Annotated in this window: 7 protein-coding genes and 1 rRNA gene; 4 read left to right on the top strand and 4 right to left on the bottom strand. The window is 67.1% G+C overall.

What is annotated here, in order from left to right; translation table 11 throughout:
- Positions 1-224 precede the first annotated feature (224 nt).
- Positions 225-337 (top strand): 5S ribosomal RNA (rrf, locus tag ACWDUN_RS26520).
- A gap of 82 nt (positions 338-419) precedes the next feature.
- Here rrf and ACWDUN_RS26515 read toward each other — a convergent pair.
- Positions 420-917, bottom strand: a complete 498-nt coding sequence (locus ACWDUN_RS26515; protein ID WP_449933403.1) for a methylated-DNA--[protein]-cysteine S-methyltransferase — start codon at positions 915-917, stop codon at positions 420-422.
- A complete protein-coding gene (locus ACWDUN_RS26510; RefSeq protein ID WP_449933402.1) occupies positions 917-2,413 on the bottom strand; it encodes an AlkA N-terminal domain-containing protein in 1,497 nt (498 codons plus the stop codon). Before ACWDUN_RS26510 ends, ACWDUN_RS26515 begins: the two co-directional genes overlap by 1 nt.
- A 195-nt stretch (positions 2,414-2,608) precedes the next feature.
- On the opposite strand from ACWDUN_RS26510, the gene ACWDUN_RS26505 reads away from it, so the two are divergent.
- Positions 2,609-3,262 (top strand): DedA family protein, encoded by a 654-nt coding sequence (locus ACWDUN_RS26505; protein ID WP_449933400.1) that lies wholly within the window; start codon positions 2,609-2,611, stop codon positions 3,260-3,262.
- On the opposite strand, the gene ACWDUN_RS26500 is transcribed toward ACWDUN_RS26505, so the two are convergent.
- Positions 3,251-3,427: a hypothetical protein gene (locus ACWDUN_RS26500; RefSeq protein ID WP_449933398.1), complete on the bottom strand. Its 177-nt coding sequence runs from the start codon at positions 3,425-3,427 to the stop codon at positions 3,251-3,253. The genes ACWDUN_RS26505 and ACWDUN_RS26500 overlap by 12 nt on opposite strands.
- Before the next feature lie 119 nt (positions 3,428-3,546).
- On the opposite strand from ACWDUN_RS26500, the gene ACWDUN_RS26495 reads away from it, so the two are divergent.
- Together ACWDUN_RS26495 and glsA are read left to right on the top strand one after the other, a co-directional pair.
- A complete protein-coding gene (locus ACWDUN_RS26495) occupies positions 3,547-5,487 on the top strand; it encodes a hypothetical protein (RefSeq protein WP_449933396.1) in 1,941 nt (646 codons plus the stop codon).
- Positions 5,488-5,510: 23 nt separating this feature from the next.
- Positions 5,511-6,803, top strand: a complete 1,293-nt coding sequence (gene glsA, locus ACWDUN_RS26490) for a glutaminase A (protein ID WP_449933394.1) — start codon at positions 5,511-5,513, stop codon at positions 6,801-6,803.
- Here the strand turns inward: glsA and ACWDUN_RS26485 are convergent.
- On the bottom strand, positions 6,800-8,404 hold the full coding sequence (locus tag ACWDUN_RS26485) for an adenylate/guanylate cyclase domain-containing protein (RefSeq protein WP_449933393.1): 1,605 nt from the start codon (positions 8,402-8,404) through the stop codon (positions 6,800-6,802). The two genes, glsA and ACWDUN_RS26485, sit on opposite strands and share 4 nt — an antisense overlap.
- Positions 8,405-8,449: the final 45 nt, after the last annotated feature.

Raw genomic sequence — 8,449 nt, 5'->3', positions numbered from 1 at the left:
TACACACCTAGCAATAGGTTCAGGGAACTGGCACTAACCGGCCGAAAACTTACACACACCCAACCGGGTAACAAACAACCAGTGTGTAAAAGAAATGACGCACCTCAAACGCCCGCAACCACACCACACAGGCACATCAACCCCACCAGGGTTGACACACCCCACCACCAAAACACCAAGAATTTCCCTGTCACGCACAGGGTCACTGAAAAAGTGAATAGAGTTACGGCGGCCATAGCGGCAGGGAAACGCCCGGTCCCATCCCGAACCCGGAAGCTAAGCCTACCAGCGCCAATGATACTACCCAACAGGGTGGAAAAGTAGGACACCGCCGAACACAAATTGGTCCTCGGCCCTCCAATGCAAATTGGAGGGCCGAGGCATTTTTGTATTGTCAGACAATTCGAATTCAATCGAATTCAGTCGAACAGCGCTAATTCCGAACGGCTTTTCTCCAGGGCGAGTAACGACTTTTTGCGGTCCAAACCGCCCCCGTAACCGGTCAGACTGCCATTGGCGCCGATCACCCGATGACACGGCACGATGATGCCGATCGGATTGTGCCCGTTGGCCAGGCCCACGGCGCGAAACGCTGTGGGCGACCCGACCTGCACGGCGATCTGACCGTAGGTCCGGGTTTCGCCGTAGGGAATGGTCAGCAACGCCTCCCACACGCGACGCTGAAACGGCGTCCCGCCCAGGTCGAGGTCGAGATCGAACTCGGTCAGGGCGCCGGCGAAGTAGGCCTGCAACTGCTCGACCACGTCGGGGAAGGCGTCGTCATCGGGCAGCCAGCCATCGCGGCTCGGCTCGTAGGTCTGGTCCTCCATCCGCAGATGCTGCAACCGGCCGCCGGCGCCGGCGAGCGTCAGCATGCCCACCGGGCTGTCGATCGCACGAAACTGCATGCTTGCCATCATCTCCTCTCCTCAGCGGCCGATGGTGGCCACTCGTTGACCGCGTGGTCCAAGGCCGTCCACAGGTGCTGGGTCGCATAGGCCCGCCACGGTCGCCAGCGAGCGCTGTGTACCTGCAGGGCGTCGGCCTTGGCGGGCAGGCCCAACGCCTTGGCCGCCACCAGCACACCCAGATCGGCGACCGGAAAGGCGTCGGGATCACCGAGGCCGCGCATCGCGATGAGCTCCGTCGTCCACGGCCCGATACCCGGCAATGCGGTGAGCTGCGCTCTGGCCCGCTGCCAGTCGGCACCGGCGTCCAGCACGACAGCGCCGTCCGCGATGGCTGCGACCAGGGTGGTGAGTGTGCGCCGCCGCGTTGTCGGCATGGCCAGCGTCTCGGGGTCGATCGCGGTGAGCTGCTCGGTGGTGGGAAAGACGTGGGTCAGTCCGCCCTCGGCATCCCTGACCGGCGTTCCGTGCGCCTGAACGAGCCTGCCGGCGTGGGTGCGGGCCGCCTTGACCGACACCTGCTGTCCCAACACGACCCGTACCGCCAATTCCTCTTCATCGGGTGTGCGCGGTATGCGCTGGCCGGGTGCCTTGGCGACGACGGCCGCCAGCTGCCGATCAGCGCCCAGGGCGTCGACGACCGCGGCCGGATCGGCATCCAGATCCAGCATGCGACGGCAGCGGGCGATGGCGGCGGAAAGATCGCGGAAGTCGTCCACCGTCAATCGGCACTGCACATGATCCGGATACGGCGTCAACGTTGCGATACCGGCGCCGGACGGCAGCCGCAGGGTGCGTCGATACGCGCCGTCGCGGACCTCCTCGACTCCGGGCACCGCACTGGCGCCCAGGTGACCGAACACCCCCTCATAGGCGAACGGTGTGCGGACCGGGAGCCGCAGGGACAGCGTCTCGGCGCCCGCGCCGTCCCGGACTCCGCGCGCACGTGCCCGGCGGCGCAGATCCGTGGGCGTCAGGGCACAGATGGTGCGGACGGTGTCGTTGAACTGCCGGATGCTGCTGAACCCGGCGGCGAAGGCGACGTCGCTGAACCGCAGATCGGTCGTCTCGATGAGCATGCGGGCGGTCTGCGTGCGTTGGGCGCGGGCCAGCGCCAGCGGGTTGGCGCCGACCTCGGCCTGCAGCATCCGTTCGAGCTGACGGGTGGTGTAACCGAGGTGGGCGGCCAGACCCGTGACGCCGTCGCGGTCGACGGTACCGTCGGCGATCAATCGCATCGCGCGGGCCACGACGTCGCCGCGTACGTTCCACTCCGGCGATCCGGGTGAGGCATCCGGACGGCACCGTTTGCAGGCCCGGAAACCGGCCTTCTGCGCCGCCGCGGCCGTCGGGTAGAACCGCAGGTTACGAGCCAAGGGCGGTCGCACCGGGCAGCTCGGCCGGCAATAGATCCCGGTGCTCAACACGGCGGTGACGAACCAGCCGTCGAACCGGGCGTCCTTGGAACGGACGGCGCGATAGCAGCTGTCGAAATCGTCGTGCATGTCCTCAGCCTTACACCCCGGGTCCGACATGACTGGCGGGAATTCGACATCGAAGTGGACTCCGGTGACGCTTCCTGAGCTGATCCTCAGCGCCCGATCGGCACACTGGACAGATCCGAGTTGCCGCGGTCGACGCCGCCTGCCGGCGGGTAACCCCCTCGGAAGCCCCGTTTGAAAGCAAGGAGTAGCGCAGCCATGACCTCCCCCGAAGAGGCCATCGAACTCGACGGTATCGCCGGCTGGTCGGTCGACATGATGGAGACCCTCGGCGGCCCCGGCGCCGGGCTGGCGATCTTCGTCGAGAATCTGTTCCCGCCGATCCCGAGTGAGGTGATCTTGCCGATGGCGGGGTTCGCCGCGCGCCTGGGCGAACTGTCCCTGCTCGGCGCGATCATCTGGACCACCGCGGGTTCGGTGCTGGGCGCCTGGATGCTGTACGGACTGGGTGCCTGGCTGGGACACGACCGGATCCGCAGCATCGTGTCCCGGATGCCCCTGATGGACGCCGACGACGTCGACAAGACCGCGGCCTGGTTCGACAAGCACGGGAACAAGGCGGTGTTCTTCGGCCGGATGTTGCCGCTGTTCCGCAGCTTCATCTCCATACCCGCCGGGATCGAGCGGATGAACTTCGCGGTGTTCACCGCGCTGACGCTGCTGGGCAGCCTGATCTGGAACTCGGTGTTCGTCCTGGCCGGCTACCTGCTGGGAGCCAACTGGCACCTCGTCGACCCGTACGCGGCGACATTGCAGTACATCGTGCTGGGCGGGGCGGCTGCCGCCGTGGGCTGGTTCATCTGGAAGCGGATCCGGCGCCGGCGCGAATCGCCCGTCGAATCAGCGGCCTGAGCCCAGACCGTCGCGCTGTTGGGTCAGCGGCGGCGAGAACGTCGCCGACGAGGGCGGCAGCAGCACCGTCGGCGGCGCGTGCATCGGCGCGGGTTCGATCATGTCCACCTCCGGTAGCCCGCGGGCACAACCGGAGGCGGCCACGGCGAGGACAACAGCCGTCATGAGAGCCGGCACAGGTCGCATGCAGTCATTCTTGCTCATTCGACTCGCACCGCCGATTTCTGACCCGCCGGGTGGTGCGTCGCTGCTATAACCGAGGTTCGAGCCTTGGAGGTGCGGCGATGGCCGGCAGCGCGGTTTTCATCGGTCGGGTGGGCGCTCTTGCCGTGGCACTCGGTGTGGGCGCGGCGATCGCCGCCGGTACCGCCGCCGCAGATACCACCGACTCGGGCACCAGTAACTCCGACGATTCCCGGTCGGCGCGCGAGTCGACGTCCTCGCGCACGGCGGACTCTCCGGCAGCGCGCTCCGACACCGGCGAGCGCGATGAGCCCGACCGGGCCGAACCCGACACCGACACCGACACCGACGTCACCGGCTCTGCGGCCGACACCGATGCCGGCGAACAGCGCACGGCCACCACGTCACGGCCGCAACGCAAGGCAGCCGTGCGGACACTCACCGTGCGCACCGCCGACAGGCCCGAACCCGACGACACCGATCTCGACACCCGCGACGACGACCCGGGCCCGGCGCCGGCCGACGTGGCCGCCCTCGCCGCGCTCGGTGCGGCCCGCCGCGAGGTCGTCGAGGACACCACGGCGAGCGCGGTGCCGACCACCCCGGAGGTGACCACCAGCGCGCCGGTCTCCGACTCGGTGACCGCGGCCGAGCCCAGCGTGCTGGGAACGCCGCAGCAATTGGCCGCCGAACGACTCGCCGGTCGGATCGCCAACTCGCTGCCGGTGCGGCTGGTCAAACTGTTCCTGCGAGCGGGATTCCAGGCCGCCGCCGAACGACAGTTCGACCGCGTCAACGGTCCTGATCAAGAAAATCTCGACCGTCTGAACGCCGCGGTGGACGCCTACGCGATGGGCGCAGCCTTCCAACAGCAACTGTTGAACTCGGCCAAACCGACGGTCGTCATGCAGGTCGCACCGCCGCACACCTGGTACGGGCAATCCGTCGGGGCGTCGCGCATCCTCTACGACAACCCCGACACCATCTACCGCTTCATGGGCGTCAACGGCGCATCGTCCTACGTCATCACCGGGAAATTCGCCGATCCGGACAACCTGCCCGCCGATACCAGCTTCAGCGTGCTGACCGGTCTCACCGGCAACACCGCCGCGGTGCTCACCAAGAATCAACTGGTCCTGAATCCGGACGGCAGCTTCACCATCACCGCCGACGGCAACCCCGCCAACGGCCGCAACAACCACCTGCAACTGACCGCCGACACCACCCTGATCGCGACCCGGAACACACTGTCGGACTGGGCCACCCAGGAGCCGATGAGCCTGGAGATCACCCGGGTCGGCGGACCGCCCAACAGCCTGTTCAGCCAGCTGGGCGGATTCGCCATCCCCGGCATCGGCCCCGCCGTCGTCCGCAATCCGCTGTTGACCAGGCTCGTCTCGCTGATACCTCCGCTGCCGTACGTTCCGACGATCCTGCGCGGCACCGTGGCGGCCGTCATCATGGCGCTCGGCGTCCAGCGCGAGGAGACCTACATGAAGGTCGCCACCACCGACCCCACCACCGGTGAACGTATCGAGCCCAATGTGCTGAAGAACCCCACCCGCAACGCCGAGTTCCTGGCCACTCAGCTGCAGAGTGCCGGCTACTTCCAGCTCGCCGACGACGAGGCGCTGGTGATCACCATCGACCGGGCCAGTGCGGGGTATTTCATCGTGCCGGTCACCGATGACTGGACGGTCACCAAAGACTATTGGAACGAACAGACCAGCCTGAACAACGCGCAGGCCGAGGCCGACCCCGACGGCACCTACACCATCGTGGTGTCGCCGAGTGATCCCGGAGTCGCGAACTGGGTGTCGACCGGGGGGTTGAACCAGGGCACCATCTCGCTGCGCTTCCAAGATCTGGACCCCGACGCGCAGGACCTGCCGACGGTGAGCGCGCGGCTGGTGCGGCTGGAGGATCTGCCCGCCGAGTTGCCGGCGACCACCCGATTCGTGACCGAGGCCGAGCGTGCCACCCAACTGGCCGCGCGCAAGGCGGCGTACGACAAGCGGTTCGCACCGTATCCGCAGCCCTGATGCTGCGACCCTAGAATCCAGTCGTGTCCCAGCTGGTACAGAACTACCTCGACCGGATCCGTCACGAGTACAGCGCGGTTCACGACGGTGCGCTGGCTGACTACATCCCCGAACTGGCCGGGGTCGATCCCGCCGGCTTCGGCTTCGCACTGTCCTCGGCGGACGGGTATGTGTACGAATCCGGTGACGCCGCAGTGGAATTCACCATCCAGTCGGTTTCGAAGCCGTTCACCTATGCGCTGGCACTCGACCGGTGCGGACCCGCGGCCGTGGACGCCAAGATCGGCGTGGAGCCCTCGGGGGAGGCGTTCAACGAGATCAGCGTCGACCCGCAGACCAAACGGCCGAAGAACCCGATGATCAATGCCGGGGCCATCGCCGCGGTGTCGATGGTGCCCGCGTCGTCGGCCCAGGAGCGGTTCGCGCTGATCCAGGACTACTTCAGCGCGTTCGCGGGTCGCCGACTCGAACTCGATCACGAGGTCTACGCCTCGGAGAAGGCCACCGGCAACCGTAATCGGGCCATCGCTTACATGCTGGCCAGTTTCGGTGTGCTCGAAGCGGATCCGGACGAGGTGCTCGACGTGTACTACCGGCAGTGCTCGCTGAAGGTGACCGCGATCGATCTGGCCAGGATGGCCGCCACGCTGGCGCGCAACGGGGTGAATCCGCTGACCGGGCGGCGCGTCACCGATGCCGCCGTGGTCCGGCGCGCCCTGTCGGTCATGGTGACCTGCGGTATGTACGACGGGGCGGGGGACTGGGTCACCGAGGTGGGATTGCCCGCCAAGAGCGGTGTCGGCGGCGGGGTGCTCGCGGTGCTGCCGGGCCAGCTGGGTATCGGCACATACTCGCCGCTACTGGATCCCAAGGGCAACAGCATCCGGTCTGTGCTGTTGTGCCGCAGGCTTTCCGAGGAACTGGGCCTGCACTTTCTGACGGTGTCCCGCGATTCCCGGGCGACCATGCGCGCCAGCTATGAACCGCGCCCTGGTGTGCGGGTGTTCGAGACACACGGCGATCTGTTGTTCCCGGGAGCCGAGCAGGTGGTCCGCACCATCGAACGGGCCTGCAAGACCCTCGATGTCGCCATCCTGGACGTGTCGCGCATCGATGATATCGACGATGCGGCGCGCAAGATCTTCGCCGGGATGGGCGCCGAACTACGGGCGCTGGGCAAGCTCAGTTACCTCGTCGACCCCGACGGCATCGTCACCCCCGATGACGCGGCCACCCGGTCGGCCTACGACGAAATCCGGTTCCGCACCGTCGAGGACGCGGTCGAGGCGGCGACGGCCGTTATGCAGCGGCCCTAGCGTGGGATCGCCAGGCGCGTCGGCGCGTCGAGTCCGCGCAGGCGGACCTGCCCACCCATGGTCCAATGCGCGCTCTCGGATTCGGAGGCGTTGTCCAGGGTGTCGGATGAGGCGACCAGATGTCCGGGCACCGACTTGGAGTGCTCGCAGAGCCTGGCGGCCTCGTTGACCGGCCCGCCGATGACCGTGTACTCGAAACGCTCCTTGGCGCCCACGTTGCCGGCCACCACCTGACCGGCGGCCACGCCGATGCCGGCGTCGAGTTCGGGAACCTCCTCGCGGAGCCGGCGGGCCATCGCACGGGCGGCCGACAATGCCTCGTCCTCGGCGTTGTCCAGGGAGACCGGCGCACCGAACACCGCGAGCACCGCGTCACCCTCGAACTTGTTGACCAGGCCGTGGTGGCGGTCGACCTCGTCGACGACGACGGCGAAGAACCGGTTGAGCAGTTCCACGACCTCGACGGCGGGCCGACTGGTCACCAGCTTCGTCGAGCCGATGATGTCGATGAAGATGACTGCGGCATGGCGTTCCTCGCCGCCGAGCTGGGGCCGTTCCTTCTCGGCGAGGGCGGCCACCTCACGCCCGACGTGTCGGCCGAACAGGTCACGCACCCGCTCGCGCTCGCGCAGTCCGTTGACCATGGAGTTGAAACCGCGTTGCAGCTGGCCGAGTTCGGTGCCGTCGAACACCACCAGATTGGTCTCCAGGTCACCCTGTTCCACCCGGTTGAGCGCCGCGCGCACCACCCGCACCGGCGTCGCCGTCAGCCACGCGAGAATCCACATCAGGACCAATCCGAACAGCAGCGCGAACAGCGCCAGGATCATCACCGCGACGGCGAATTGCGTCGGCGAGACGATCTGGATCGACAGCGTGATGATGGCGGCCAGCAGGATGCCGAGCACCGGGACTCCGGAGCCCAGCGCCCACACGGTCAGCGTGCGGCCCATGATGCCGGGTGCGAAACGCTGTGGCGGCGGGCCGACTTCGAGGGCCTGGGCGGCGACCGGGCGCAGCGCGAACTCGGTGAACAGATAGCAACTGGTCGACACGACGATGCCGGGAAAACTGATGCCCAGCAACACCTTCGGGATGTAGTTGGAGTCCTGCAACCCGTAGAGCAGGGTCAGCACCACGGTGCCCGCACCCCACAGCGCCAGCAGCACACGCGTCAGCCGCCACGGCGCGAAGAAGGTGTTGCGCTGGTCCTTGGGAGTGGGTTCGCGTTCCTCGATGGCCCACCGGACGTTGTTGATGACGCGGTTGGTGGCCCAGACGACTCCGACGATGAAGGCCAGGACGATATAGGCCGGCGCCACCGCGAAGGTGATCCACAGGACGCTGCTGTCGAAGACGCTGGGAACCGGGAAGGTGACGGTGACGACCAGGACCGCCACGCCCACACCGATGAGGTTGGCGCCCAGCGCGAAGGTGGTCAGGATGGTCTGGATCCGCACCCGGCGGCGGCGTTGGGTCTCCGAGACGCGGCCCAGGATCCAGGAACCGTACTCGGGGGTGCTCGGGACCCGACTGCTCTGGTTGGTCACCTTCTCCAGCACCAGGCCGAGTCGTTGGGCGCGGCTCTTCTTGTCCGTCATCGTGGCGCAAGCCTAGTGACTTCGACGAGGCATCTATGGTGGTTC

Source organism: Mycobacterium sp. NPDC003323 (assembly GCF_053589535.1).
Note: the sequence above shows the minus strand (reverse complement) of the source record. Positions and strands in the feature narration are given on the sequence as shown.